The sequence below is a fragment of the Aggregatibacter kilianii genome (genome assembly GCF_003129965.1).
In the GTDB taxonomy this organism is placed as follows: Bacteria; Pseudomonadota; Gammaproteobacteria; order Enterobacterales; family Pasteurellaceae; genus Aggregatibacter; species Aggregatibacter kilianii_A.
This window is the reverse complement of the sequence record NZ_NRCJ01000006.1, coordinates 64,257-90,751: the sequence shown is the minus strand read 5'-3', so window position 1 is coordinate 90,751 and position 26,495 is coordinate 64,257. Positions and strand designations below refer to the sequence as shown.

The 26,495-nt window shown below is 46.2% G+C and carries 29 protein-coding genes; 11 read left to right on the top strand and 18 right to left on the bottom strand.

The window, feature by feature from the left end:
* Nucleotide 1: 1 nt before the first annotated feature.
* From DK430_RS05795 to rsuA, 13 genes are all read right to left on the bottom strand, one after another.
* Nucleotides 2–625, bottom strand: a complete 624-nt coding sequence (locus DK430_RS05795; protein WP_109078147.1) for a DUF8095 domain-containing protein — start codon at nucleotides 623–625, stop codon at nucleotides 2–4.
* A 37-nt stretch (nucleotides 626–662) separates the two neighbouring features.
* Nucleotides 663–1,055 (bottom strand): SMU1112c/YaeR family gloxylase I-like metalloprotein, encoded by a 393-nt coding sequence (gloA2, locus tag DK430_RS05790; protein ID WP_109078146.1) that lies wholly within the window; start codon nucleotides 1,053–1,055, stop codon nucleotides 663–665.
* The gene (gene ccmI / locus DK430_RS05785; RefSeq protein WP_109078145.1) at nucleotides 1,052–1,978 is read right to left on the bottom strand and encodes a c-type cytochrome biogenesis protein CcmI; all 927 of its coding nucleotides are present in this window, start codon (nucleotides 1,976–1,978) and stop codon (nucleotides 1,052–1,054) included. Before ccmI ends, gloA2 begins: the two co-directional genes overlap by 4 nt.
* The gene (locus DK430_RS05780) at nucleotides 1,975–2,448 is read right to left on the bottom strand and encodes a cytochrome c-type biogenesis protein (protein ID WP_109078144.1); all 474 of its coding nucleotides are present in this window, start codon (nucleotides 2,446–2,448) and stop codon (nucleotides 1,975–1,977) included. Before DK430_RS05780 ends, ccmI begins: the two co-directional genes overlap by 4 nt.
* Nucleotides 2,448–2,996, bottom strand: a complete 549-nt coding sequence (locus DK430_RS05775) for a DsbE family thiol:disulfide interchange protein (protein ID WP_109078143.1) — start codon at nucleotides 2,994–2,996, stop codon at nucleotides 2,448–2,450. Before DK430_RS05775 ends, DK430_RS05780 begins: the two co-directional genes overlap by 1 nt.
* A gap of 29 nt (nucleotides 2,997–3,025) precedes the next feature.
* Entirely contained in the window at nucleotides 3,026–4,984 is a 1,959-nt protein-coding gene (locus DK430_RS05770) for a heme lyase CcmF/NrfE family subunit (protein ID WP_109078142.1), read from the bottom strand.
* Entirely contained in the window at nucleotides 4,984–5,502 is a 519-nt protein-coding gene (ccmE, locus tag DK430_RS05765) for a cytochrome c maturation protein CcmE (RefSeq protein WP_109078141.1), read from the bottom strand. Before ccmE ends, DK430_RS05770 begins: the two co-directional genes overlap by 1 nt.
* On the bottom strand, nucleotides 5,499–5,705 hold the full coding sequence (gene ccmD, locus DK430_RS05760; RefSeq protein ID WP_109078226.1) for a heme exporter protein CcmD: 207 nt from the start codon (nucleotides 5,703–5,705) through the stop codon (nucleotides 5,499–5,501). The genes ccmE and ccmD overlap by 4 nt, the downstream gene beginning before the upstream one ends.
* A gap of 18 nt (nucleotides 5,706–5,723) precedes the next feature.
* Nucleotides 5,724–6,461, bottom strand: coding sequence for a heme ABC transporter permease (locus DK430_RS05755; protein ID WP_109078140.1), 738 nt, complete (start codon nucleotides 6,459–6,461; stop codon nucleotides 5,724–5,726).
* Between the two features lie 10 nt (nucleotides 6,462–6,471).
* Nucleotides 6,472–7,137, bottom strand: a complete 666-nt coding sequence (ccmB, locus tag DK430_RS05750; RefSeq protein WP_109078139.1) for a heme exporter protein CcmB — start codon at nucleotides 7,135–7,137, stop codon at nucleotides 6,472–6,474.
* A 4-nt stretch (nucleotides 7,138–7,141) separates the two neighbouring features.
* The gene (ccmA, locus tag DK430_RS05745) at nucleotides 7,142–7,777 is read right to left on the bottom strand and encodes a cytochrome c biogenesis heme-transporting ATPase CcmA (protein ID WP_109078225.1); all 636 of its coding nucleotides are present in this window, start codon (nucleotides 7,775–7,777) and stop codon (nucleotides 7,142–7,144) included.
* A gap of 188 nt (nucleotides 7,778–7,965) precedes the next feature.
* Complete coding sequence (locus DK430_RS05740) at nucleotides 7,966–9,159, bottom strand: Bcr/CflA family multidrug efflux MFS transporter (protein ID WP_109078138.1); 1,194 nt, start codon at nucleotides 9,157–9,159, stop codon at nucleotides 7,966–7,968.
* Between the two features lie 4 nt (nucleotides 9,160–9,163).
* On the bottom strand, nucleotides 9,164–9,865 hold the full coding sequence (rsuA, locus tag DK430_RS05735; RefSeq protein ID WP_109078137.1) for a 16S rRNA pseudouridine(516) synthase RsuA: 702 nt from the start codon (nucleotides 9,863–9,865) through the stop codon (nucleotides 9,164–9,166).
* A 214-nt stretch (nucleotides 9,866–10,079) separates the two neighbouring features.
* On the opposite strand from rsuA, the gene DK430_RS05730 reads away from it, so the two are divergent.
* Entirely contained in the window at nucleotides 10,080–12,344 is a 2,265-nt protein-coding gene (locus DK430_RS05730; protein ID WP_109078136.1) for an NADP-dependent malic enzyme, read from the top strand.
* 143 nt (nucleotides 12,345–12,487) lie between these two features.
* Complete coding sequence (locus DK430_RS05725) at nucleotides 12,488–13,135, top strand: Fe-Mn family superoxide dismutase (RefSeq protein ID WP_109078135.1); 648 nt, start codon at nucleotides 12,488–12,490, stop codon at nucleotides 13,133–13,135.
* A gap of 77 nt (nucleotides 13,136–13,212) precedes the next feature.
* Here the strand turns inward: DK430_RS05725 and ypfJ are convergent, their stop codons facing one another.
* Nucleotides 13,213–14,028 (bottom strand): KPN_02809 family neutral zinc metallopeptidase, encoded by an 816-nt coding sequence (ypfJ, locus tag DK430_RS05720; RefSeq protein ID WP_109078134.1) that lies wholly within the window; start codon nucleotides 14,026–14,028, stop codon nucleotides 13,213–13,215.
* A gap of 138 nt (nucleotides 14,029–14,166) precedes the next feature.
* On the opposite strand from ypfJ, the gene lysM reads away from it, so the two are divergent.
* Nucleotides 14,167–14,610: a peptidoglycan-binding protein LysM gene (gene lysM / locus DK430_RS05715; RefSeq protein ID WP_109078133.1), complete on the top strand. Its 444-nt coding sequence runs from the start codon at nucleotides 14,167–14,169 to the stop codon at nucleotides 14,608–14,610.
* A gap of 401 nt (nucleotides 14,611–15,011) precedes the next feature.
* Here lysM and plsY read toward each other — a convergent pair whose 3' ends face one another.
* Nucleotides 15,012–15,608 (bottom strand): glycerol-3-phosphate 1-O-acyltransferase PlsY, encoded by a 597-nt coding sequence (gene plsY, locus DK430_RS05710; RefSeq protein ID WP_109078132.1) that lies wholly within the window; start codon nucleotides 15,606–15,608, stop codon nucleotides 15,012–15,014.
* A 106-nt stretch (nucleotides 15,609–15,714) separates the two neighbouring features.
* On the opposite strand from plsY, the gene folB reads away from it, so the two are divergent.
* Genes folB through DK430_RS13265 form a run of 3 tightly spaced genes read left to right on the top strand, consistent with a single transcriptional unit; the run spans nucleotide 15,715 to nucleotide 17,676 of the window.
* Nucleotides 15,715–16,068, top strand: coding sequence for a dihydroneopterin aldolase (gene folB, locus DK430_RS05705; protein ID WP_109078131.1), 354 nt, complete (start codon nucleotides 15,715–15,717; stop codon nucleotides 16,066–16,068).
* A gap of 20 nt (nucleotides 16,069–16,088) precedes the next feature.
* Entirely contained in the window at nucleotides 16,089–17,519 is a 1,431-nt protein-coding gene (mltF, locus tag DK430_RS05700) for a membrane-bound lytic murein transglycosylase MltF (protein WP_109078130.1), read from the top strand.
* A gap of 10 nt (nucleotides 17,520–17,529) precedes the next feature.
* Complete coding sequence (locus tag DK430_RS13265; protein WP_204352520.1) at nucleotides 17,530–17,676, top strand: hypothetical protein; 147 nt, start codon at nucleotides 17,530–17,532, stop codon at nucleotides 17,674–17,676.
* Nucleotides 17,677–17,722: 46 nt separating this feature from the next.
* On the opposite strand, the gene dsbB is transcribed toward DK430_RS13265, so the two are convergent.
* On the bottom strand, nucleotides 17,723–18,262 hold the full coding sequence (gene dsbB, locus DK430_RS05695; protein ID WP_109078129.1) for a disulfide bond formation protein DsbB: 540 nt from the start codon (nucleotides 18,260–18,262) through the stop codon (nucleotides 17,723–17,725).
* Nucleotides 18,263–18,286: 24 nt separating this feature from the next.
* A complete protein-coding gene (gene nhaB, locus DK430_RS05690; RefSeq protein ID WP_109078128.1) occupies nucleotides 18,287–19,831 on the bottom strand; it encodes a Na(+)/H(+) antiporter NhaB in 1,545 nt (514 codons plus the stop codon).
* A gap of 196 nt (nucleotides 19,832–20,027) precedes the next feature.
* Between nhaB and fadR the strand changes: the two genes are divergently transcribed.
* Nucleotides 20,028–20,753: a fatty acid metabolism transcriptional regulator FadR gene (gene fadR, locus DK430_RS05685; protein ID WP_109078127.1), complete on the top strand. Its 726-nt coding sequence runs from the start codon at nucleotides 20,028–20,030 to the stop codon at nucleotides 20,751–20,753.
* A gap of 131 nt (nucleotides 20,754–20,884) precedes the next feature.
* Here the strand turns inward: fadR and DK430_RS05680 are convergent, their stop codons facing one another.
* Nucleotides 20,885–22,099, bottom strand: coding sequence for a pyridoxal phosphate-dependent aminotransferase (locus tag DK430_RS05680; RefSeq protein ID WP_109078126.1), 1,215 nt, complete (start codon nucleotides 22,097–22,099; stop codon nucleotides 20,885–20,887).
* A 116-nt stretch (nucleotides 22,100–22,215) separates the two neighbouring features.
* On the opposite strand from DK430_RS05680, the gene DK430_RS05675 reads away from it, so the two are divergent.
* From DK430_RS05675 to rpsO, 4 genes are all read left to right on the top strand, one after another.
* Entirely contained in the window at nucleotides 22,216–23,520 is a 1,305-nt protein-coding gene (locus tag DK430_RS05675) for an isochorismate synthase (protein WP_109078125.1), read from the top strand.
* On the top strand, nucleotides 23,511–25,217 hold the full coding sequence (gene menD / locus DK430_RS05670; RefSeq protein WP_109078124.1) for a 2-succinyl-5-enolpyruvyl-6-hydroxy-3-cyclohexene-1-carboxylic-acid synthase: 1,707 nt from the start codon (nucleotides 23,511–23,513) through the stop codon (nucleotides 25,215–25,217). The genes DK430_RS05675 and menD overlap by 10 nt, the downstream gene beginning before the upstream one ends.
* A 51-nt stretch (nucleotides 25,218–25,268) precedes the next feature.
* Nucleotides 25,269–26,033: a 2-succinyl-6-hydroxy-2,4-cyclohexadiene-1-carboxylate synthase gene (gene menH, locus DK430_RS05665; RefSeq protein WP_109078123.1), complete on the top strand. Its 765-nt coding sequence runs from the start codon at nucleotides 25,269–25,271 to the stop codon at nucleotides 26,031–26,033.
* A gap of 80 nt (nucleotides 26,034–26,113) precedes the next feature.
* Nucleotides 26,114–26,383 (top strand): 30S ribosomal protein S15, encoded by a 270-nt coding sequence (gene rpsO, locus DK430_RS05660; RefSeq protein ID WP_109078122.1) that lies wholly within the window; start codon nucleotides 26,114–26,116, stop codon nucleotides 26,381–26,383.
* Nucleotides 26,384–26,495: the final 112 nt, after the last annotated feature.

The following is a 26,495-nucleotide window of genomic DNA, read 5'->3' as shown; positions in this document are numbered from 1 at the left end:
TTTATTTACAAACCACGTTAGACAGAATTTCTTTGTTTTTTTGCAGATTTTTGTTTACTAACGTTTTACCGTTTCGTTGCTCTTCCGATTTCACTTCTTTTTCTAAATCGGGATCTTGAATATTAAACACTGGCGCATACTGCACGTTTTTCGGATCAACATCAGAAGAAACCGTCGCGCCGATAATACTGGCGTAATATTGTTGCTTGGATTTATCCACATAATAGGTTGTGGAGTCGGTGAACGCTACGCCGTCAGTATATTTAAAGCCATAACAAATACCGGCGCCGGATTCAAATACCGAATGTGAGTCTTTATTTTCTTTAATTTCAAACACTTCAAATGCAATACTTTTACCCAGTTCACTTACATCAGCGGCATTTTTAGGATCGAATTTTTTACGCCCGCTCTGGGTAATATAAGTGGTTTTGCCTTGCTCATTATTATCGGAAAACGAAAAACGTGATTCCTGCGTTGCACCGGCATATCTTGCCTGGTTTGGCTGTTGAGGGATTTTATCGGTGGTCACACCATCTTCGGAAATGTGCATCGACCAAGACTCTGCAAAGCTCAGCGGCGAGAGAAAAATCACACTGAGACCGAGCGCTAACTTTTTGAAAAACATACTTGGAACCTCTTAAGAATGGATTTGAGCGGAATAGTTATAAAATTGTATAAATCTCAAGCGGTAAGTTATCAGGATCGCGGAAGAAAGTAAATTGTTTTCCCGTTAAGGCATCAGTGCGCACAGGTTCGCAAATCACGCCTTTTTCATGTAAAAAAGCCACCGCACTTTGCATGTGATTGACTTTAAATGCCAAATGTCGCAAACCGCAGGCTTCCGGTGCAGAAGGTCTGGAAGGAGGAGAAGGGAAGGAAAATAACTCGATTTGACTGCCGTCGGCAAAACATAAATCCAATTTATAACTTTGCCGTTCGGCACGGTAGGTTTCTGCGATAATCTGCGCGCCCAGAATTTCGGTATAAAAGCGTTTTGATTTCGCATAATCGGAGACAATAATGGCTATGTGATGAAAACCTAAAATCGGGGTCATTCCTTTTCCTGTTGCGGAGTAAGTTGTTGATGTTTTTCCTGCTCCTGCGCCGCCAGCGCATCACGGGCAGAGCGAATACTGCGTTCGATAATCGGAATGCGCGGGTCATCTTTTGGCAACAGTTTCAACATCATCGCCCAACTGACCGCCGCCATTTTGTAATCTTCCGTTTCAAAATAACGGAATGCCAATAAACTCAAGGCTTCGACATTGGCGTGATCCTCACGAATCACCTCGCGCAATAAATTGTCCCCTTTCAATTTGTCCGTTTCATCTTCGGAGAACATCAAAATGCGGGCATACGCCAGCTTATATTGGGTATTTTTCGGATCCAGTTTATTGGCGCGGGCGAAGCTGTCCAATGCCATTCTCGGTTGTTCCAGATTCATGCCGATTTGTCCCAACAGCCACCAGTTTTTTGCATTCGTCGGATCTTTTTGCAAATCCACCCGCAACGCCGTAGCAAATTGTTGCATTTCGGCATCACTCAGCGGATTCGTCTCCTCGGTTTTTATGCGTTCATAAAAGTGCGGTAGTTTTTCCGCGCTTTTTTCCAGCATGATTTCCGCCTGCCAAGAACCCACCACAAAGTACGCTGACACCGATAAAATCACTAATGCCAGAAAGCCGGAGACAAACCATAATTTGCCGTAATTTTTCTCGTGGCGAACCGTCAGTTCTTCCTGCTGCGGAATATCTTCCAATAAGGATTTTTGCAACTCCACTTTGAGCTGTTCGGCGTTTTCCAGTAAGCCTTGTTTTTCATCCCGCTCCAGCTCTTTTAAGCGCTCAAAATAAAACGCTTTATTCAAGTCATCACGACGGGTTGATTTTTTCTGCACGAAACGCGACGACAACAACGGAAAAAAACAAATTAACGCGGCAATCAGCGTTAACAACAAAATGCTTATCCACAAACTCATTGATTATTTTCCTTATTTAACAAAGCATTAAGCCGTTGTTGTTGCGCCTCGCTTAACGACTGTGACGGTTCATGTTCGGTCACTTTCGGCATAGATTTTTTGCGTCCGAAAAGCCATAACAATCCGAATAAAATCAAAGCGAAAGGGGCAATCCATAAAATAACGGTGGCAACCGTCAGAGGCGGATCATAGGTGACGAAATTGCCGTAGCGATCCACCATATATTGCACCACATCCTGCTTGGATTTGCCTTCCTGCAACAATTCAAACACTTTGCCGCGCATATCTACGGCAATCACGGCGTTGGAATCGGCGATATTGTTATTTTGACATTGAGGACAGCGCAGCTCCTGCGTCAAGGCATGGTAGTCGTCTTCCTGTTGCAGCGAGCTGAAATTCAGCGCATCAATGGCAGCAAAGGCGTTTATACTGAAGAAAAGTGCGGTTAAAAAAAACAACGTTTTTTTCATTACTGTGCTCCACCTAATTTCTGATAAATCGGCTGCAAGGTTTCCTGCCACACCTTCGCATTCACATCACCCGCATGACGATAATGAATCACGCCGTTGCCATCCACGATGAATGTCTCCGGTGCGCCATACACGCCCAAGTCCAAAGCAAACGAGCCTTTTTCATCTTTCAACACAACCTGATAAGGATTGCCCAAATCTTTTAGCCATTTCATCGCTTTAGCACTGTTGTCTTTGTAATCCAAACCGATAATCGGCACACCTTGTTTTGCCAGTTGATTCAAATATTGATGCTCCGCATAACAAGTCGGACACCAGGTCGCCCACACATTCAACAAGAGCGGCTTGCCTTGTTTGAACAGGGATTCGTCATAGGTTTTATCTGCGGCTAATAAATCCTGTAAGGTTTTAGGCGGCACCGGTTTTCCCACCAATGCAGATTCCAAGGTTTTCGGATCATCACCTTGCGCATTACGTTGCAACTGCACCAAAAATGCCGTCACCAAAATGAAGAAAATAATTAAAGGTAAATATAATTTTTTATTCATTATCAATACTCTATTATTTGAATTCAGATTTATTGCACATTTTCTTTAACTAAAATCTTACTAAACCGATAGCGACGGTCGAACATACATAATACTCCGCCGAGCGCCATAAACAACCCGCCGAGCCAAATCCAGCGGATAAACGGTTTGTAATATAAGCGTAGTGCCCATGAATCGTTGTCCAGTTTTTCTCCCAACGCCACATACAAATCGCGGCTGAACCCCCAATCGATAGCCGCTTCGGTCATCGGCATTTTACTGACCGTGTATAAGCGTTTTTCGGCGAACAACGTGGTTTCTTTTTTGCCATCGCGGGTAATATCAATTTGCGCTTTGCCGCCGATGTAGTTTGGACCGTTGGCATCACCGATGCCTTTAAAAGTGAAATCGTAGCCCGCAATTTGCACGGTGTCGCCCACGCTCATACGTACATCCCGCTCTACGCTGTAATTTTGGCTGAACGCGATACCCCAAACTGTCATGGCGACGCCCAAATGCGCCAAAACCATGCCCCAATGTGAGCGGGATAATTTAGTGATGCCGCGCCAAAAAGATTCGCGATGGGTTGCCCGTTGGTGCATTTCATACAGGCTTAACAACACGATAATCACTGCCATCATCGTGCCCAAGACGGCACTGACCGTGAGTTTGTCTTGCAAGGCATACGGCAGGGCAAAACCGGCAATCGACATGATAATTAAGCTGATAATCACCGGCATGCGAATAGCAGAAAACTGATCACGACGCCATTTCACCAACGGCCCGATCCCCAATAACAAGGCGAACGGGGTCATGATAATCAGGAACATTTGATCGAAGAACGGCGCACCGATGGAAATGGAGCCCAAACCGAGCTGTTTATGCACCAGCGGCAACAGTGTACCGAGCAACACCACGCAAAGTGCGGTCATTAATAAAATATTATTTAACAACAACAGGCTTTCGCGGGAATAACGCTCCGCATTGTCGCGCGAACGGATTTGACTGCCTTTGTAGGCATATAAGGTCAGCGAGCCGCCGATCACCACGATGAGATACGCCAACACGTATAACCCGCGCGTCGGGTCGGACGCAAAGGCATGGACGGAAACCAAAATGCCCGAACGCACTAAGAATGTGCCGAGCAAACATAAAGAGAAGGCCAGAATCGCCAGTAATACTGTCCAGGCTTTGAAAGAACCGCGTTTTTCCGTCACGGCTAAGGAGTGCAGTAATGCCGTTCCTGCTAACCAAGGCATGAAAGAGGCATTTTCGACCGGATCCCAGAACCACCAACCGCCCCAGCCGAGTTCATAATATGCCCACCAAGAACCCAGTACGATACCGAGGGTTAAGAAAACCCATGCCGCCATCGTCCAAGGACGGGACCAACGCGCCCAAGCGGTATCCAGTTTGCCGGTCATCAGGGAGGCGATGGCAAACGCAAAGGCGACGGAGAATCCCACATAGCCCATATATAACAACGGCGGGTGAAAAATCAGCCCGACGTCCTGTAACAACGGATTCAATTCTTTGCCGTCCACCGGAAAATCGGGGAACGTGCGGCTGAAGGGGTTGGAGGTAAATAGGACGAAAAGCAGGAAACCGATGCTGATAACACCCATAATGCCAAGCACGCGGGCAGTGGCTTCTTGCGGTAAGTGTTTGCTAAACAAGGCGACCGCCGCGCCCCACAAAGACAGCAACCAAATCCATAATAACAACGAACCCTCGTGGGAGCCCCACACGGCGGATAAGCGATAATAAATCGGTAGCGTGGTGTTGGAGTTGTTCACCACATATTGCACGCTGAAATCATTGACGGCGAACAAATAAAATAAGGCACCGAAAGAAAAGGTCAGCACGGCAAACAAGCCGTAAGTCATCGGGCGCGCCAAAGACATCAGCTGTACGTTGCCTTTTTCCGCCCCCCATAACGGGAAAATCGCCAATAAAATGGCGATTGCCAAGCTTAACGCTAAAGCATAATTTCCTAATTCCGCAATCATTACTGACCTTCTTTCATTTTCTCTTGGCGATCGCGCTCGCTTTCGCCTTTCAGATCAGAAACGCCCATCGGTTTATGGACTTTTTGCATTTGTTTTTCCAGATCCGGCGGCACATAGTTTTCATCATGTTTCGCCAACACTTCCGTCGCTTCTAATAAAGTCGGTTCTTTTAGCACGCCTTGTGCCACAATGCCCTGCCCTTCACGGAACAGATCCGGCAGAATGCCTTCATATTCCACGCTGATAGACGGGCCAATGTCGTTCAAATCGAACCGCACTTTTAAGCTTTTCGGATCGCGCTGCACCGTGCCGGCAACCACCATGCCGCCCACGCGGATACGTTGCCCCACTTCCGGTTTTTGATCCGGATCCTCATTCTTACCATGCACCACTTCCGATGGCGTATAGAATAAGTCGATATTTTGGCGCAATGCGTACAACACCAAAGCGGACGCCACCGCAACACCTAGCAACACGAACAGGACAACGGATAAACGGGATTTGCGTCTCGGGTTCATAGCGTGTCTCCTTTTTGTTTCATTTGTTGTAAACGGGCTTCGCGCTGTTGTTCACGTTTGATGGATTTTAGCACCGCACTTTTGCCTGCCAGGCTTTGTACGATAAGCACGACAATCGCCAATAAACTCAAACCATAGGAAAGCCACACATAAAAACCGTAGCCGCCCATGTCAATGAAATCACTCCAAGATTGAAAAAACATCATGTCTCCCACCTAATATTAAAGTTTTTCCGCCAACGCCTTTACCCACGGGCGTTTGGCATCTTCTTTCAATAATTCGTTGCGATAACGCACCAGCGTTAACCAAATAGATAAGGTCATAAAACCGAAAATACATAAAATCAACGGAATCAACATCGGCGTCGCAATGGACGGACGTTCCAATTTGGTAATACTCGCGCCTTGGTGCAGGGTATTCCACCACTCCACCGAGAAGTGAATAATCGGCAAATTCACCACGCCCACAAGACACAAGACACACGCGGCTTTTGCGCCGATGTTGCGATCCTGAAACGCGGAATACAACGCCAACACGCCTAAGTATAAGAAAAACAGAATGAGTTCGGCGGTCAAACGGGCATCCCACACCCACCAAGTGCCCCACATGGGTTTGCCCCAAATCGCACCGGTTACCAAGGCAAGAAAGGTAAATAACGCGCCGATAGGCGCCATGGCGATCATCGCCAGTTGCGCCTGCTTAATTTGCCACACTAACGCCACCAACGCGGCAATCGCCATAGAGCCATACACGCCCATCGACCAAATCGCCGTCGGCACATGCACATACATAATGCGGAAGCTATTACCCTGTTGATAATCGGCAGGCGCAAATGCCAAGCCCCAGACGATACCCACGCCTAATAAAAGTGCGGTCAGTATCGCGAAGAAAGGGCTGAACTTACCGCATAATTGATATTGTGTTTCCGACTTTGCATAAGGATGCAACCACTTCCACATAAACTATCCTCTATTGATCCAAACTAATTCGCAATGCCGTTGCAATGGCAAAAGGCGATAAGGTCACCACGGCGGCTAAAATGGCGCCGAGAATGGCCAATTGACCGCCGTAAGGTAAATTTAACGCGGCGGCATCTAATACCGACGCGGAAAAAATCAGCACCGGAATAAACAGCGGCACCACCAATAAACTCAATAACACGCCGCCTTTGCGTAACCCGACAGTCAGCGCCACGCCGATAGCGCCGAGGCAGCTCAGCACCGGCGTGCCCAATAATAAAGTCAGCACCAATGCCCACCAAATCGGTATTTCCAATGACAGTAATAATGCGGCGACCGGCGACAACAAAATCAACGGCAAGCCTGTCAATATCCAATGGGCAAATACTTTCGCCAACGCCGTTAACATCAACGGTTGCGGCGTGAGCATAAGCTGTTCCAAGGAACCGTCGACGAAATCATCACGAAACAAGCGCTCAAAAGAAAGCAATGCAGACAGCAACGCCGCCACCCAAGCCACACCCGGCGCAATGCGTGAAAGCAGTTTCGGGTCAGGGCCGATCACCAAGGGAAACAACGTAATCACGATAAGGAAAAACCACAACGGATTTAAAATTTCCGCTTGTTTGCGCATGGCGATTTGTAATTCGCGTTTAATAATCTGCCAAAAAATCATGCCGTCACTCTGCACATTTAAACTGTTCTAAATTGACTTTTTTCAACTGCGTACTCGGGACTTCCTGATGACTGGTTAACATCACAATGCCGCCGTTTTGCGCGTGTTGCTCAAAAAGTGCGGTCAAAATCGCCACCCCTTTTTTATCGATGGCATTGAACGGCTCGTCTAAAATCCACAAAGGGGCTTCCGATAACCACAAGCGCGCCAACGCAATGCGTTTTTGCTGCCCGGCGGAAAGTTGTGCCGCCGGAATATCCTCGCGCCCTAGCAAACCCACGGTTTGCAGCACGTCCCAAAGAAGCTCGTCGCCCTGCCGGCAATGCCCGATTTGCTGATAAAAACGCAGGTTTTCCCACGCCGTTAATTCGGGCTTAATGCCGCTTTGGTGGCCCAAATACAACAAATCATAATGGAATGCCTCGCGCTGTTTAAAAATCACTTCGGAATTCCACCGCACTTTTCCTTCCAAAGGCGTGGCAAGCCCGGCGATAATGCGCAGCAAACTGGTTTTACCGATGCCGTTATGTCCTTCAATTTGCACGAAATCACCCGCCTGAATGTGTAAACTCAGGTGACGAAAGAGCACTTTATCGCCACGTTGGCAGGCAAGATTTTCGAGGGTTAATTGATGTTCCATAACAGATTGTTGCGCAGACCGATTTTTGCGGGGCATTCTATCATAAGGAAATTGAATGGCGGGGTGAAATCACATAACTCTTTAGCGGTACTTTGAGGTATTTTTGACTTAGAACAAATTTATTCTTCCGTTGCAAATCGCAATGACTCGCAATCGTGCAGTATTCGGCATCGTTCACCGTTTGGTGCTTATAAATTGCGTGCAGTTAAAAAATAGTAGCACGTTACCGCCATCACGGAACAAGCCGCCATGGTTAACAACATCGGCGTCGCGCTGGTCATGTTCATCAATGCCACCAAAGAGCCCACGCAAGCACCCGTACCGAAACGCACGCTACCCACCATGGAATTCGCCGAACCGGCGGCATTCGGGAATTTTTCTAAAATAGATGCCATGGCATTAGAAGAAATTAACGAATTTTGCCCCACGAAAATCGCAATGCCGAAAGTCATCGGCCATAAGCCCAAATCAAATAACACCACAATAACCAACCAGATCGCCGCCAGAAATTGAACGCCCAAGCCTAATCGCAACATGGTTTCTGCACCGAGTTTCGCCACAAAGCGTCGATTCAGAAACGAACCGAAGGTCATCACAATCACATTCAACATAAAGAAGTAACCGAAATTTTCCGGTTTAATACCGTAAACGCCGATATACACGATGGAACCCGCAGTAATACAGGCAAATAAGCCACCAAATCCGAACGAAGCGGAGAACATATATCCCAACACCGGTTTCTGTTTCCATAACGCCATAAAATTACGGGCAATCACACTTAACCGAAGAGGAATACGTTTTTCTTTGCTATGGGTTTCCGGCACGATAAAAAAGACCAATAGGATACTCAACAATCCCATAAACGAAATAATGTAGAAAATGGCATGCCAATGAAAAAAGTGAACGACATAACCGCCTAACACCGGTGCGATCAACGGCGCTATCATAAATACCAACGTAATGGATGACATCATTTGCGATAGCTCATTCTTATCAAACAAATCCCGCAACAAAGCGCCCACCAACACCACCGGTGCCGCGCCGAAAAAGCCTTGCACAAAACGAAGTGCGGTGAAATTTCCGATTGAATGAATCTGGGTCAATATGAGAGCAGCAACGGCTGCCACCGTTACACCTAATAAAATAATCGGTTTACGCCCGAAACTGTCGCCGAACGGTCCCCAGAATAATTGCCCGAGCGCCAAACCATAAGCAAATGCGGTTAAGGTATATTGCACCTGCTCATTCGTCACCCGAAGATCCTGCGCAATATTCAAAAACGCCGGCAGATACATGTCCACGCTAAACGGCGGTAGCATGGACAAAATGCCTAAAGCGACAACAAAAATAAAATTGTTTTTAATGACTTTGCCTGAATTCAATGGACTATTCTCCGTTAAAGTAAGCGATTTCTTCCGGCGTCAGGCTGCGAAATTCTCCTTCCGCTAAATCGTCGTCCAATGTCAGATGACCGATTTTCCAACGATGCAACCCGACGACTTTATTGCCCAAGGCGGCAAACATGCGTTTCACCTGATGATAACGCCCTTCGCTGATAGTTAAATTGACGTTGTAATCGTCTAAAATTTCAAGCTCCGCAGGCTTGGTCGGTTCTTTCTCGCCACGCAACAAAATGCCTTCCGCACAGGCTTGCGCATAATTGGCTTCCACGGGATCCGCCAACGTCACCAAGTAAGTTTTCGGCTGATGATGTTTCGGCGAAGTAATGCGATGCGACCACTGCCCGTCATCGGTCAACAACACCAAGCCCGTGGTGTCCACATCCAACCGCCCCGCACTGTGTAAGCGGGCGGATAAAGGATAATCGAAAAACTGATAAATGCTGGGGTGGTCGCCGTCTTCATGAGAACAAACATACCCCTGCGGCTTGTTAAACATCAGGTACTGTCCTGCTTCCAGCCAAGTCAACAATTCGCCGTCAAAATAAATCTCATCCTGCGGCGATACTTTGGTCGCCCCGCTCTTTTCGATTTTACCGTTAATTGTGACCGCACTTTGGCGCAACGCCTTCGCCGCCTGCGAACGGGTCAGCCCCGTATGCTCCGCTAAAAATTTATCTAAACGCATAATTTTCCCTTGATATTCTCTACCCGCATTATAAACCCAAATGGATTTTTCTGCCCGATGAAAAACGTTGGGGAAAAGGACCGCACTTTTACTCACCGCCGGCAGCTATCAAAAAAATTGCCAAGAATGTGTGAAATATCACAGAATTCTTTTGGAATTTAATTATAATGCTTGATGTTTTTTTCACCCTGTTATTCAAAAGAGGATTTATTTTATGGATGAACAACTCAAAAAAGCCGCGCTTGATTTTCATGAATTTCCGATTCCGGGGAAAATTGAAGTTACCCCGACCAAATCTCTTGCCACACAACGCGATTTAGCGCTGGCATACTCGCCGGGCGTAGCGGCGCCTTGTTTGGCGATCCAAGCGGATCCTGCCGATTCCTATAAATATACCTCTCGCGGTAACTTGGTTGCCGTAATTTCCAACGGGACGGCGGTGCTCGGTTTGGGCAATATCGGCGCTCTTGCCGGTAAACCGGTAATGGAAGGGAAAGGCGTACTGTTTAAAAAATTTGCCGGCGTGAATGTGTTCGACATTGAAATTAACGAGCATGATCCTGACAAACTGGTAGATATTATCGCCTCCCTTGAACCGACCTTCGGCGGGATTAACTTAGAAGACATTAAAGCGCCGGAATGTTTCTACATTGAACGCAAGCTGCGCGAAAGAATGAACATTCCGGTCTTCCACGACGACCAACACGGCACCGCGATTATTTCTGCTGCGGCGGTGTTAAACGGTTTACGTATCGTGGATAAAAAAATTGAAAATGTGAAACTGGTCGCCTCCGGTGCGGGTGCGGCATCTATCGCCTGTTTGAATTTGTTGGTTTCCCTCGGCATGAAACGGGAAAATATCACGGTGTGCGACTCCAAAGGGGTGATTTATAAAAACCGTGACGATCGCATGGACGAAACGAAAAAACTGTACGCCATCGACGACAACGGCAAACGCACCTTAGCCGATGCCATTCCGAATGCGGATATTTTCTTGGGCTGCTCTGCGGCAGGCGCGTTAACGCAGGATATGGTGAAAACCATGGCGGCGCACCCGTTAATTTTGGCGTTGGCAAACCCTGAACCGGAGATTTTACCGCCGCTTGCCAAAGCCGTTCGCCCTGACGCCATTATATGTACAGGTCGCTCCGACTTCCCGAATCAAGTGAACAATGTGCTTTGCTTCCCGTTCATTTTCCGTGGTGCGTTGGATGTGAGCGCCACCACCATTAACGAAGAAATGAAACTTGCCGCCGTGCGCGCGATTGCCGATTTGGCGCTGGCGGAACAAAGCGAAGTGGTCACCTCCGCTTACGGCGATAGCGAACTCTCTTTCGGTCCGGAATACATCATTCCGAAACCGTTCGATCCGCGTTTGATCGTACGCATCGCACCTGCCGTAGCGAAAGCGGCGATGGATTCCGGCGTAGCGACCCGTCCGATTGAAGACTTCGATGCTTATATCGAAAAACTGACGCAATTCGTTTACAAAACCAACCTGTTCATGAAACCGGTGTTTGCACAAGCCAAACAGGACAAAAAACGCGTCTTGCTTACCGACGGCGAAGAAACCCGCGTATTACACGCCGTCCAGGAAATCGCCACATTGGGCATTGCTTATCCGATTTTATTAGGACGCCCGAGCGTCATTGAACAACGCATTAAGAAACTCGGCTTACACATTCAGGCAGGGCGCGATTTCGATTTGATCAATATTGAAAACGACCCACGCTACGACGAATGTTGCACCACCTACTACAATATGCTCAAACGCGCAGGCATCACGCCGGACATTGCCAAACGCGAAATGTTTAACAATCCGACCGCTATCGGTTCCGTGTTGTTACATTTAGGTCATGCGGACGCGATGTTGTGCGGTCTGGTGGGACATTATGCGTCGCACTTAAAAACCATCAAAAACGTCATCGGCTTACGTCCGGGCGTACGCACGCCGGCAACGGTGAACGGTTTGGTGTTACCGACCGGCAACCTGTTCTTGACCGATACGTTCGTGAATAACGATCCGACGGCGGAAGAACTTGCCGAAATCACGATTATGGCGGCGAAAGAGGTGAGTTTGTTCGGTATCGAACCGCAAATCGCGTTGATTTCCCACTCCAATTACGGCAGCAATAACAGCCCAAGTGCGGTCAAAATGCGCGACGTTTTGGCATTGGTAAGAGAAAAAGCGCCTGAACTCAGTATTGACGGCGAAATGCACTGCGACGTAGCGTTATCACAACGTTTACGCGATAACGTGATGCCTGACAGCCCGTTAAAAGGCGCAGCGAATCTGCTTGTGATGCCGAACATGGAAGCGGCGCGCATCAGCCTGAATTTGTTGCAAGGCACAGCGACACCAACTACCGTGGGTCCGATTTTAATGGGCTTGAATAAACCGGCGCACATTTTGACCTCCGTGTCCTCCGTTCGCCGTATTATTAACATGGTGGCGATTGCTGCAGTCAAAGCGCAATAATCGCGAATAAACTAACGAAAGAAGATGGCAATTTGTCATCTTCTTTTTGTTAACAAATTGTAACGTTTAATGATTCCAATCAATCTTTGTGCTATCATTTTGACGATTTATACATCAATCAACCCCAAGAAAAGGAAAACATTATGGCTTATACTTTACCTGAATTAGGCTATGCCTATGACGCATTAGAGCCGCATTTTGATGCGCAAACCATGGAAATTCACCACAGCAAACACCACCAAGCCTACGTGAACAACGCAAACGCAGTGTTAGAAAACTCCCCTGAATTAAAAGAACTTTCTGAAGGCTACCCGGGCAAATTATTGGCGCACTTAAGCGAAATTACGCCGGAAAAACGCCCTGCGTTACGCAACAATGTGGGCGGTCACTTAAACCACAGCTTATTCTGGAAAAGCCTGAAAAAAGGGACGACTTTGCAAGGTCCATTGAAAGAGGCTATCGTACGTGATTTCGGTTCCGTGGAAAACTTCAAAGCGGAATTTGAAAAAGCGGCGGCAACCCGTTTCGGTTCCGGTTGGGCGTGGTTAGTGTTGGAAAACGGTAAACTTTCCGTGGTCTCCACCGCCAACCAAGACAACCCGATTATGGGCAAAGAATATGCCGGTTGTTCCGGTGTACCGATTTTCGGTTTAGACGTTTGGGAACACGCTTACTACTTGAAATTCCAAAACCGCCGCCCGGATTACATTAAAGAATTCTGGAACGTATTGAACTGGGATTTCGCCAACGAACGTTTTGAAAAAGTATTAGCCGGTGCACACCACCACTAATTCGGTAAATCGATAAACAAAAAGTGCGGTCAAAATTTTAGTTATTTTTTTGACCGCACTTTTTTTATTGCCTCGCGTTAAAAGGTATTACATTGCGCCGGATCCGCCGTATTCACACCGCGTTTAAACCATTGCAAACGCTGCGCCGAGGTGCCATGGGTAAAACTGTCCGGCACCACATACCCCTGACTGCGCTTTTGCAAACGATCATCGCCCACGGATTCCGCCGCATTAAACGCCTTTTCAATATCGCCGCTTTCAAACAAGCCCTTTCTGATCGCCTGACTCGCCCACACGCCCGCATAGCAATCCGCCTGTAATTCCAATTTCACGGAAAGCTGATTCGCCTCCGCGCGGGAGGTTTGTCGTTGCAGGCGATGAACCTGCGATAAGGTGCCGAACAGATTCTGCACATGATGCCCGACTTCATGAGCAATCACATACGCAAATGCCGCTTCGCCCGCAGCACCCAGCTTATTTTTCATGTCGTTATAAAAGGATAAATCTAAATAAACACGTTGATCGTTCGGGCAATAAAACGGCCCCATCGCCGATTGACCGGTGCCGCAGGCGGTGTGCGTCACGCCGTTGTACAACACCATGGTCGGCTCAATATATTGTTTACGATTTTTGGCAAAATAGGCATTCCATACATCTTCCGTATCGCCCAACACCACTTTGGAAAGCCCCGCCAGTTCTTGTTCCTGCTGTGACTGCAATGGCGAACTCTGCGTCGTACCCACATCCACTTCACCGACCAGCCCCGATAAATCCACGCCGTAATAAGCGCCCACTAAAATAATAATTAACCCGAGAATGCCCGTGGGTTTACCGCCGCCCGATGAACGTCTGTCTTCTACATTTGAACTTTCTCTACGACCTTGCCAACGCATAATGTTTCCTACATTTCAGTTAAATTCGCGCTATTCTAATCCATAACCATTTTTTCCGTCTAACATTTTATTCCTAGACTTATCCCACTGAATTGGTTATGTTGTTCTTCCTTTTATTCATCAACAAGGAGAGAAAAAATGGGCCTATTTGATTTTGTCGGCGATATCGGTAAAAAAATCTTCAGCAAAGAAGAAGAGGCATCCGCCGCCGTAACTAAGCACATTAATGAAGACAATCCCGGCGTTGCCGATGTAGAAGTAAAAGTAGAAAACGGCGTAGCGAAAATCGCTGGTGTCGCCGGTTCCGCTGCGGCATTGGAAAAAGCCGTATTAATGGCGGGTAATATTGTCGGGATAAGTTCGGTGAACATCGATGATGTCACTGTAAAAAGTGGCGAAAGCCTTGCCGGTGATGACGAATTTTATGTCATTCAAAAAGGCGACACCCTTTGGAAAATCGCCGAAAAACATTACGGCAACGGCAGCAAATACACGGCAATCGTGGCGGCGAATAAAGAAGTGATTAAAGACGCTGATAAGATTTTCCCGGGACAAAAAATTCGCTTGCCGAAGGGATTATAATTTCAGTTAAAAAACGATTGGAAAAATGACCGCACTTTAGTTTTTAAACTAAAGTGCGGTTTTTTATTGTTACTTTTCTTTGCTTGTGCAAAGCAAAGTAACCAAAAGAAAGCACACCCCGGATAAATTGCTTTTCCTCTCTTAGCATTAATTTTCTTCACGGAAAATTTCGAACTCGCCACTACGTGGCTCAAACAAAGCGAAATTTTCCTAAAAATTAACGCACGTTCGGGCAATTTATACGGGGCCCCATTTTCCCGAGCGTTATTCGTGATGAAAAGTGCGGTCAGTTTTTTTGGTGTTTTTACTCTTCGCCCCTCCGTTTACTGGGGAGCTAACGAAGGCTGAGGGGGAAAGAAACTAAAAAAGTGCGGTCATTTTTTTAAGTGTTTTTAAGCGACTCACTTCTTAAACTTATCCCACATTTTGTCCTCCTGTCCGCGCCAGAGGCGTTGGATGTTTTCATGGTGGCGGTAGATGAGCAGGCAGCAGACTAAGGCGACGGGGAAGGTAAATTCAGGTTTGAACCACCAGACGTAAAGCGGCACTAATAAGGCGGTGACGACAGCGCTGAGGGAGGAATAACCGCTAATGAGAAATACTACTAGCCAAGTACCGAGGGTGGAAAATAATACGCCCCAAGCAATGGGGGCTATAGCACCAAATGCCGTGGCGACACCTTTCCCGCCTTTAAATTTAAAGAAAATCGGGAAGATATGCCCCAAACATGCCCCTAATGCCACCATGCCCAACTCAAACTGCGTTAAACCAAGATAATACCCCAGCCACACCGGCAACATGCCTTTCAATATATCGCAAATCAGGACCGCCAAAGCAATCCAACGCCCTCCGATACGCAAGACGTTGGTTGCGCCCGGATTGTGTGAGCCGCTGGTTCGGGGATCCGGTAAACCGGTGAGTCGGCATAATAAAATCGCACTGGAAACGGAGCCGAGCAAGTAGCTCAATAGCATATAAAAAAGGGCGAAAAGGCTCATTGGACTTCCTATGACTGGAGAAAAAGAGTTCGTCTATTGTACCCAAAGTTGGTAGTATAAGCCCACAAAAATTTTAGCGATAACAAGTGATAACGATGGGAACACAATGAAAGATCTGATTTTTATTGAAGGTTTAACGGTATTTGCGCAAATCGGTATTTATGACTGGGAACAACAAATTAAACAAAAATTGATTTTTGATGTCGAAATGGCGTGGGATAGTCGTCAGGCGGCAGCGACCGATGACGTCCAATTTGCATTAAATTATGCGGAAGTTAGCCAATTCATCATTGATTATGTGCAATCCAAGCCGTTTTTATTGATTGAGCGGGTTGCCAATGAAGTGGCGGAACAATTACAACAACAATTTAAAATCACTTGGCTTCGACTCAAATTAAGCAAACCGAAAGCCGTAGCACAAGCGGAAAATGTGGGCATTATTATTGAGCGAAGCCGCTAAAATTCAGAGAAAAAGACAATTTGAAAGGTTTATTTTTACGCATTATTGCAGGCTTATGCTTATTATTATGGGCGATTGATATGGTGTTTCCGTGGCAGCAAATGATGCATTCGGAAGAAAACCCTTATCACGCTATTCAGGATCGCGGTAAGTTGGTTGTGGGGACAATTAATAACCCGGTTTCTTATTTTATCAATGCGGAAGGCGAATCCGGTTTGGAATATGATTTAAGCAAATCCTTTGCCGACTATTTGGGCGTGGAGCTTGAAATGAAACCGATGAATAGCACGGACGATCTGTTTGCCGCGCTAAATGATCACCAAATTGATATTGCTGCCGCCAATTTATTTTATCACCCGACCAAAGCGGAGCATTTTCAGCTCGGTCCTTCCTATTATTCCGCCTCTTGGCAACTGGCTTATCGCAAAGGAAAAAATCGTCCCCGTTCATTAGCGCAAATCAACGGCAACCTTGTGATTCCGGACAGCTCGGAGTTACAACAAATCTTAAAAGAGGCGCAACAAAAGAATCCGAAATTAAACTGGACGGTGGACAGCAAACTCACCCAAGAAGAATTATTGTTGCAGGTGGCGGAAGAAAAGATTGATTATACTATCGCCAATTCAATGGATATTTCCGCCACTCAGCAAATTAAACCGCAAATTGCCGTGGCATTTGATTTAACTGATGAAATGAGCGTGCACTGGTATTTGCCGAACAACTCTTCAAGCGAATTGCAATCGGCATTGCTCGATTTTATGAACGGTGCCATCGATTCGGGTTTAATCGCCAATATTGAGGAAAAATATTTTAATCATTTCCGTCAATTCGATTATGTGGATATTAAATCTTATCTGAATTCCATTGAAACGATTCTCCCGAAATTTGAACCGCTCTTTACCAAGCATAAAGGTGATTTGGACTGGCGTTTACTGGCGGCAATCGCTTATCAGGAATCTCACTGGAATCCTGATGCCACCTCGCCGACAGGTGTGCGCGGCATGATGATGCTCACTAAAGATACCGCCGAGCGCATGAAGATCAAGGACAGAACCGATCCTGAACAAAGTATTAAAGCCGGCTCTGAATATTTACATTGGTTAATTGAACAAATTCCCGATAGCATTAACAGCGAAGATCGTATTTGGTTCGCCCTTGCCGCTTACAATATGGGATTGGGACATTTGCTGGATGCGCGCCGTTTAACCAAAAATTTAGGCGGCAATCCGGATAATTGGCTGGATGTGAAAAATAATTTGCCTTTATTGGCGGAAAAACGTTATTACCGTAATCTGAAATACGGCTATGCACGCGGTTATGAAGCGTTTCAATATGTGGAAAATATTCGACGTTACATGAACAGCATTATGAATTATTATCGCATTCAGGAAAACCAAAGTGATAAGACCGCAGAAAGCGGCATGGGACAATCGGAACAACAAGGAAAATAAAGGAGGAATCATGCATAAAAGACGTTTTTTAAAACCGGCAAAGAAAAAATTTTTCCATCAACAACAAGCCCGTTCTTTGCGTTTAAAACATTTAAAGCAACGCAAAGCCAAACTCTTTGCCCGACATGCATTGCAATTTGTCGTACAGGATATCTAAAACAAAAATGGTGTAGTTTTAAGCTACACCATTTTTTATGTCTTTATTAATTAAATAAACGTCTTCTACCTCGGGTATCCAAACGTTTAAACTGGCTAGCCAATACCAATACGAAAACCACTAAATACACCGCAAACATTACCACAATCCACTGCGCCATGGATAATCCCAGCCATGTCCAAACCACATCATCACAAGAACCGGTCGGTTGAAACAATGCCGGGAACCATTTATCCAACGGCAGGGTTTGCGGAAATTCCGGCAAATAGGAACATTGATTCCACGGTGCCGGATGCAGTTGATAATCCACATGTTTAAGCGAAATCAACAACCCTTTCACGGTGCTGAAAAACGCGATCAGCAACGCCAATAAACGAAAGACCAGAAAGCGTGGTGCGATAAAGCCAACAATACCAGCCAATAGAATACCAAATAAAGCAACCCGCTCATAAATACACATAACACAGGGCTGTAAGTCCATGCCGTATTGGAAATAAAGTGCAGCGCCTTCTAACGCTAATGCCGAAATAATCAACAACAACCAACCGGTACGTTGCACGGAAAGTGTTTTGAAAAATTTTAGCATAGCCTTCGTTCTCCCTAAAAAATGTTAAATCGGCATGATTAAGCCTAAATTCGCCAACCAAATGGTCATCGGCGGTAAAATATATTCCACAGCGAATAAGCCGACTAACGACATGACAATCGTATAAGGCAACGCCATATAAACCATTCTACCATAAGACAAGTTAATTAGGGGCGCCAAGGACGAAGTTAAGAGGAATAAGAACGCTGCTTGTCCGTTTGGTGTCGCCACAGAAGGCAGGTTGGTACCGGTATTAATCGCCACCGCCAACAATTCAAATTGATGCGGCGGAATCACATTCGCCGTTAACGCATTTTTCGCTTCGTTAATATAAACGGTGGCGACGAACACGTTATCGGAAATAGCAGATAACAAACCGTTAAACGCATAAAACAGGGTAAGCTGAGTACTTTCTTCGGCTGACAACACGTAATGAATAATCGGTGCAAACAGTTTCTGGTCGATAATCACCGCAACGATGGTGAAAAACACGACCAACAACGCAGTAAAAGGCAATGACTCTTGGAAGGCTTTTCCTAAAGTATGTTCACTGGTGATGCCACAAAGTGCGGTACAAAAAATAATGACGGTTAAGCCGATTAAACCGACAGAAGCCAAATGGAACGCTAAACCGATAATCAACCAAATTCCGACTATCGCCTGCACCATAAGTTTCAGCCGCTCTTGTTTGGTCAGTTTTTTCATGTTGGCTTTATCAAATTCCGCTAACACTTCCCACACTTTTGTAGGTAATGTTGCACCATAGCCGAACAGATGAAATTTTTCTACCAAAACACAAGTCAGCATACCGCAAACAAACACAGGTACGGTCACCGGCGCCATTCTGAAAAAGAATTCCACAAAGTTCCAACCGGCTTGATCAGCAATAATTAGGTTTTGCGGTTCTCCGACCATGGTCATCACACCGCCCAATGCGGTTCCCACGCCGGCATGCATCATTAAGCTACGTAAAAATGCACGAAATTCTTCCAATGTTTCGCGATCTTTACCGATTTTTTCATCATTAGTAATATCGGTAGAATCATAAAATGTCCCACCCGATGCGACCTTATGATACACACCGTAAAATCCCATCGCCACGCTGATAATCACCGCGACCACAGTTAAAGCATCCAAGAAAGCAGATAGAAACGCAGCGCTAAAACAGAAAGCTAAAGATAAAATAAGTTTTGAGCGAATATTCAAAAGCAGTTTGGTAAACACAAAAAGCAACAGTTGCTTCATGAAGTAAATCCCGGCCACCATAAACATCAGCAACAAAATCACTTCAAAGTTTGCCAACACTTCCGCTTTAATATGTTCGGGGTGCGTCATACCGATAAACACTGCCTCAATGGCAAGCAATCCGCCCGGTTGCAGCGGATAGCACTTCAGTGCCATGGCTAAGGTGAAAATGAATTCGACGACTAACAACCAACCTGCCCAGAACGGGGTGATATAGAACAAGATAGGATTAATGACAAGAAAGGCGACAATCGTTATTTTATACCAATCCGGACTGGAACCCAGAAAGTTTTTAAGAAACGCCTGTGTGTAATTATTATCCATAAAAGCTGACCCTAATTTCTTAATTAACAATATATTAACCTACGCCATTCGAGGTAACTCCGCGCTAAACTGTGTCAAAAATAGCCCATGATGTCAACGAATTTAAAAAATAATTATCTAATTGTAATGTATAGCCGTTTCAACGATAATAAAGCCGATTTTTTGTTTGATAACCACTCACGAATACCGAATTATTATGAATAACGATTCCACCCTTCTGAAAGCACAAAGCCCTGCGGCGTTAGCGGAAGAATACATTGTCAAAAGTATTTGGAATAACCATTTTCCGCCCGGCTCGGATTTGCCGGCAGAACGTGAATTAGCCGACAAAATCGGGGTAACCCGCACCACCTTGCGTGAAGTTTTACAGCGTCTGGCGCGTGATGGCTGGTTAAATATCCAACATGGCAAACCCACCAAAGTGAATGACATTTGGGAAACGTCAGGATTAAATATTCTGGAAACCATGATCCAACTTGACGGCACCCGCTTGCCATCCTTGCTTGCCAATATGCGTTCCGCGCGTACCGATATTTCCATGATTTACATTCCGAAAGCGTTTAAACGCGCGCCCGAGCGTTCCTTGAACATTCTGCATCCGATGGACAATTTGGAAGACACGGCGGAAGCCTATACCAAATTCGACTACGATGTGTTCCGTAACTTGGCATTCGCCTCGGATAATCCCGTTTACGGCTTGATTTTAAATAGCTTTAAAAGCCTGTATGCGCGACTGGGTTTATTCTATTTCCAAAGTGCCGAAGCCCGCGAATTGGCAAAACGTTTCTACCTCAATCTGCGGGATATTTGTCAGCGCCAGGCAATTGAGGAAGTCGCCCCTTGTATTTTGCAATACGGTAAAGACAGCAATGCGCAATGGACAAAAATGCAGGAGTTCTTCCCGAAAGATTTCGGTGAATAACATATAAAAGTGCGGTTGTTTTTTCCGGCGTTTTTCGTTCGCTCTGAAAAATATCCCCAAAAAGCACCGCACTTTACAAACGGAAAGCCAAGAAAAAGCCCCGAACTTCAGGGCTTCTTTTTTTATCGTTCTTATTGATGATAGTGAGACAAGAATCTGGCAAATTTACCCAACGCTTCCTCAATTTGATGCACATACGGCAACGTCACGATACGGAAATGATCCGGCGAATGCCAGTTGAAACCGCGCCCATGCACCAACAACACCTTTTCCTGCGCCAACAAATCGAACACCATCTTTTCATCGTCATACATATTGAATTTTTTAATATCGATTTTCGGAAACATATACAACGCGCCCATCGGCTTGGTACAACTGATACCCGGAATTTGATTGATTAATTCATAGGCTTTATTGCGTTGCTCCAACAAACGCCCGCCCGGCAGGATAAATTCGTTAATACTTTGATAGCCGCCGAGCGCCGTTTGAATAGCGTGTTGCATCGGCACATTGGCGCACAAACGCATAGACGCCAACATATCTAAACCCTCAATATACCCTTTCGCATGTTTTTTCGGCCCGTTTAAAATCATCCAACCTTGGCGGAAACCGGCAACGCGATAAGCTTTGGATAAGCCGTTTAGGGTAACGGTCAGCAAATCCGGTGCCAATGCGGCAATATGATGATGCACTGCGCCGTCGTATAAAATTTTGTCATAAATTTCATCGGCGAAGATAATCAGATTATGTTGGCGCGCCACTTCGACAATATCCAATAACAAGTCTTTGCTATACACCGCGCCCGTCGGATTATTCGGGTTAATAATCACGATAGCCTTGGTGCGGGAAGTGATTTTACTTTTGATGTCTTCCACGTCAGGGAACCAATCCGCCTGTTCGTCGCATAAATAATGCACGGCTTTGCCGCCCGCCAAGGTTGCCGCCGCCGTCCACAGCGGATAATCCGGCATCGGAATCAGCACTTCGTCGCCGTCGTTCAACAACGCCTGCATCGCCATGGTAATCAACTCGGACACGCCGTTGCCGATATAGACATCGTTTACCGTCACGTTGCGAATATCTTTCGATTGATAATATTGCACGATGGCCTTGCGCGCCGAATACAGTCCTTTGGAATCGCAATAACCTTGCGCCGACGGCAAATTACGTAACACGTCCACTAAAATCTCATCGGGCGCTTCAAAGCCGAACGGCGCGGGATTGCCAATATTCAGTTTTAAAATTTTATGCCCTTCTTCTTCGAGACGCAGTGCCTCTTTGTGCACGGGTCCGCGAATATCGTAACAAACGTGCTCTAATTTATCGGATTTCGGAAAGCGTTCCATAGTTTCGACCTTAGTGATTAAGAAATGAAATATTTTGTGAAAAATTCCCGCAAAGTGCGGTAGAATTGCGACCTATTTTTAACTTATTTTCCTGTTAAAGACAATGCTTTTTCAAAATGGATAGTTTGCAATCAATTAAAACGCAATTAATTAGTCAAATTAATGAATTACCTTTGGAACAAAATGCGATTTCGGTTTGCTCGGCGCAAACGGAATGCACCGTTAATTTATTAAGCTGGCTAAAAGCCCAACCGCACTATCCGCAATACTATTTTAAATGCCAACAAAGCGAACAAGCCTTTGCCGCGCTCGGCGAAGTGCGCGTGTTCGATCAATTATCCGCCGCACAACACTTTGTCGAACAATTTGACCTGTCTTTATTCGGCGGCATGAAATTTAACGGCGATACCTATTTCTTCCTGCCTCGATTATTGTTGGAGCAAACGCAACATCGGCTTACGGTGAAGGTGTTTATTGATCATGCGAATCTCACCGAAAGTAAACGTCTGGCACTCGACACCTTAAAAACGTTGGAAAAAATGACCGCACTTTCGACCGTCCAAAGCCAACCGACGCTCGCTCATCAGCAGGCAGACCAACCCCGTTGGCAACATTGGGTGGAACAAGCCTTGGCACAAATTCGTAGCGGTTATGTGGGCAAATTGGTATTGGCAAACGAAACCACATTTCGCCTTAGCGCGCCGTTAAATGCGCAGGATTTTCTGGCCCAAAGTGAAGCCCATAATCACGGTTGTTATCATTTTCTGTTGGCACAACATCCGAATTCCGTTTTTCTTGGTTCAACGCCGGAACGGTTATATGCACGCCATGAGCGCAACCTTACCACCGAAGCCTTAGCGGGCACGGCGTTAATGACCGACGATCCGCAGCAAAATCAACAACAGGCGCAATGGCTCTTACAGGACGCGAAAAATATTCATGAAAATCAGCTGGTCGCCGAAGGCATTTGCGCCAATTTAAGCGCATTCGCCAAACAAATTCAGCTCAGCGAAGTGGGCTTGAAACAACTTCGTCGGGTGCAACATTTACGTCGGGAAATCACTGCACTTTTAACGGAAAACTGCACCGATCTAGATTGCTTGAAAGCCATTCATCCCACCGCCGCCGTTGCCGGTTTGCCGCAACAAAGCGCGCGCACCTTATTGGCACAAATTGAAAACTACGATCGTAGCTGGTATGCGGGCACACTGGGCTTTTTTAATCAAGCGCGCGCCGAATTTTGCGTAACCATTCGTTCCGCCTTTATTGAAGCGGACAAAATTCGCGTTTTTGCCGGTGCCGGTATTGTTGAAGGGTCTGTTCCCTTGCTAGAATGGCAGGAAATTGAGCGTAAAGCCACCGGTTTAATCTCATTGTTACAAATAACGGAATCTAAAAACGGAGAGAAAAAATGTCAGTAAGCGTCTTTAATCGTTGTTGGTCGAAAGTGATCTTGGAAACCCTTGTGCGTCAAGGCGTATTCCACTTTTGCATCGCGCCCGGTTCGCGCTCTACCCCGCTGACATTGGAAGCCGTGCGCCTGCAAAATGCCAATCGTGCCGTTTGTCATACGCATTTTGACGAACGCGGTTTGGGCTTTTTTGCCCTCGGTGTCGCGAAATCCACCAAAAAACCCGTTGCCATCATCGTCACTTCCGGCACTGCCGCCGCCAATTTGTACCCGGCGATTGTTGAAGCCCGTCAAAGCCATATCAATCTTATCGTACTCACTGCCGATCGTCCGCCAGAGCTATTGGAATGCGGTGCTAACCAAGCGATTTTACAAGAAAATATGTTCGCCGATTATCCGTTGGCAAACCTGAATTTACCGCGTCCAAGTCAGGATTATGCGGCAGGTTGGTTAATCTCCAAAATCGAACAGGCGTGTCATAAACAAACGGAAGAGGCGGGCGTGATTCATATTAACGTCCCTTTCGCCGAACCGTTATATGACGCCAATGTGGAAGAAATCGACGTGCACCCTTGGCTGGCTCAGGTTCAACGCTGGCTAAGTCAAAATAAAAGTTGGACGACTTATCCTGAATTACACCAAGAAGTCGTCATTCACGAACATTGGGATCACTGGCGCACCAAACGCGGGATTATCGTAGCGGGCAGAATGCCGGCGGAGCAAGCCATGGGTATCGCCGCCTGGGCAAATACTATGGGCTGGGTGCTGCTCACCGACATCCAATCCGGCGTGGAAGCCACTTTGCCTTATGCGGATATTTGGCTTGCCAATCAAACGGTGAAACAAAAAATGTTGCAGGCGGATATTGTCATTCAACTCGGCAACCGTTTTATCAGCAAACGCATTAATCAATTCTTAGCGGAATTTAAAAACGAATACTGGATTGTGGATGAACATCCGCAGGCGGTAGATCCGTATCATCATGCCCACACACGTTTCGTGGCTAAAATTCACCACTGGCTGCGCGCCCATCCGCCGTTAAGACAAAAACCTTGGTTATTGGAGGCCTTGGCGTTATCCAAATTCTGCGCCACTTTCATTGAACAACAAGTGGGCGGGAATTTAAACGAAGCCTCTTTGGCTCATCATATTGAACGTCTATTGCCGAACAACGGCGCGCTTTTCCTGGGCAACAGCTTATTCGTGCGCTTGGTGGACGCGCTGACCAAATTACCGGAAAGCTATCCGATTTACACCAATCGCGGCGCCAGCGGCATTGACGGCTTGCTCGCCACCGTTGCCGGCATCGGTATCGGATCCAATCAGCCGGTTGTGGCATTAGTGGGCGATACGTCGGCATTGCACGATTTAAACTCGCTGGCGTTATTCAAAAAAATCACCCAACCGACGATTTTATTTATCATTAATAACAACGGCGGCGCGATTTTTGATATGTTGCCGGTGGACGCGGAAGTAAAAGACAAATTCTATCGCATGCCGCACCACACGGAATTTTCCCAAGTGGCGTCCATGTTCGATTTAAAATACGCCCGCCCTTACACCTGGGCGGATTTAAGCTCCGTGCTGAAACAAGCTTACTCTCGCCGCGAAGCCACTATCATTGAAATCAAAGTGGCACCGAATGACGGCAGCACGATTTACAAACGCCTGATTGATCAAATCAGTTATGCCGTCGTCGGCGAATAAACAACACAATCAAAAGCAAATTATTTCACGGTAATTTGCTTTTTTCATACGATGAAGCCTTACCTCGTTTTTTTACACGGTCTGCTCGGCACTCAAACCGACTGGCAAAAACTCTCGGAAAATCTACCGCACTTTTATTGTGTCGCCTTGGATTTACCTTGGCACGGCAGCGCGAAACATTGCCATGCGCAAGATTTTGATGACACCTGCGCTTATGTGGCGCAACAAATTCAAAGTGCAGTGAAAAACCAGCCTTATTTTTTAGTCGGTTACTCCCTCGGTGGCAGAATCGCCTTGTATTACGCCCTTTACAGCCAACTGGACAAATACAATCTACAAGGCCTAATTATTGAGGGTGGCAATCTTGGTCTGAGTGATGAACAAGAGAAAAAAGTGCGGTGGAAAAATGATGTGTTTTGGGCACAACGTTTTCGCACCGAAACGCCGCAATCCGTGTTGAACGATTGGTATCAACAAGCGGTGTTTGCGCATTTAACGGAAATTCAGCGCAAAGCATTAATTGAACAACGCCAAGCCAACTGTGGCGATAATATCGCCCAAATGCTGCTGGCAACCTCTCTCGCCAAGCAACCGGATTTACGTCCTTATGTGAAAAACAGCCCTTATCCCATTTATTATTTTTGCGGCGAGCAGGATGATAAATTCAAACACATGGCAGTGGAAAATCAACTGAACCTGAGCATCATTCCTCACGCTGGTCATAACGCCCATCAGGAAAATCCTACGGCATTCGCCGCGCAATTAAATGCGTTGTTACAGGATAAATCCATTGCTTTTTCGCCGCGCAATGGCTAGAATTTGCATTCCTTGTTGTCGTAGCTGAATTAGAGATCGGCTAACGATGTATCATTAACCCGCTCATATTAGGAGTTATTATGTCTCTAAGCACAGAACAAAAAGCAAAAATCGTTGCTGAATATGGTCGCGATGGTAAAGACACCGGTTCTTCCGAAGTTCAAATCGCTTTATTAACCGCTCAAATCAACCATTTGCAAACGCACTTTGCGGAACACAAAAAAGACCACCACGGTCGTCGCGGTTTATTACGCATGGTTTCCCGTCGTCGTAAACTTTTAGATTACCTAAAACGTACAAATCTTGAACTTTACAGCAGTTTAATCGCTCGTTTAGGTTTACGTCGCTAATCTTTTTAGTTGTTGTTTTAATTGAAAACCCTCAACCTTTGTTGGGGGTTTTTCTTTTTTCTCCGTATCATTATTTACACCAAACTGACAAAATTCCCCACCTCTCAAGTTG